This window comes from Streptococcus vulneris (genome assembly GCF_019218685.1).
GTDB classification, from domain to species: Bacteria; Bacillota; Bacilli; order Lactobacillales; family Streptococcaceae; genus Streptococcus; species Streptococcus vulneris.
Genome location: NZ_JAHUZC010000032.1, coordinates 1 through 486 on the forward strand (window position 1 = coordinate 1; position 486 = coordinate 486).

At 71.2% G+C, this 486-nt stretch carries 1 protein-coding gene; it reads right to left on the reverse strand.

Annotation, left to right across the window (positions count from 1 at the left end; all coding sequences use genetic code 11):
- The coding region (locus KUA57_RS09460) for an MFS transporter (protein WP_218494155.1) at positions 1 to 364 on the reverse strand (364 nt) is incomplete at its 3' end.
- Between the last annotated feature and the right edge of the window lie 122 nt (positions 365 to 486).

The window sequence follows — 486 nt, forward strand, 5'->3', positions numbered from 1 at the left end:
AGATGTGTATAAGAGACAGCAGCAGGATGATGCGGCCCACCGGGACCATCATGGCCCCGGCCATGCCTTGCACGATGCGCGCCAGGACCAGCTGCGGCAGGTCCTGGGCCAGGGCGCAGGCGACGGAACTCAGGGTGAACAGGCCGATGGCGGCCACGAACACGCGCCGCGCGCCGTACCGGTCGGCCGCCCAGCCGCTGACCGGCACGAACACGGCCACCGACAGCAGGTAGGAGGTGATGGCCACGTTCAGCCGCACCGGTGTCGAATCCAGGGCCCGGGCCATGGCCGGCAGGGCGGTGGCCACCACGGTGGCGTCCAGCATCTGCATGAAGAGCGCGCAGCCCACGATGAAGGGAATCATCCGCGCCGCGCGCTGCGCGTCCGGGGTCGAGGGCGGAGCGGGATGGGCGGCTGCGGCGGTGTCTGCGGGCATGGCGGGAGGGGGCGTTGGGTGCCGGAAGATTGTAACGCCGGGGGTGGCCC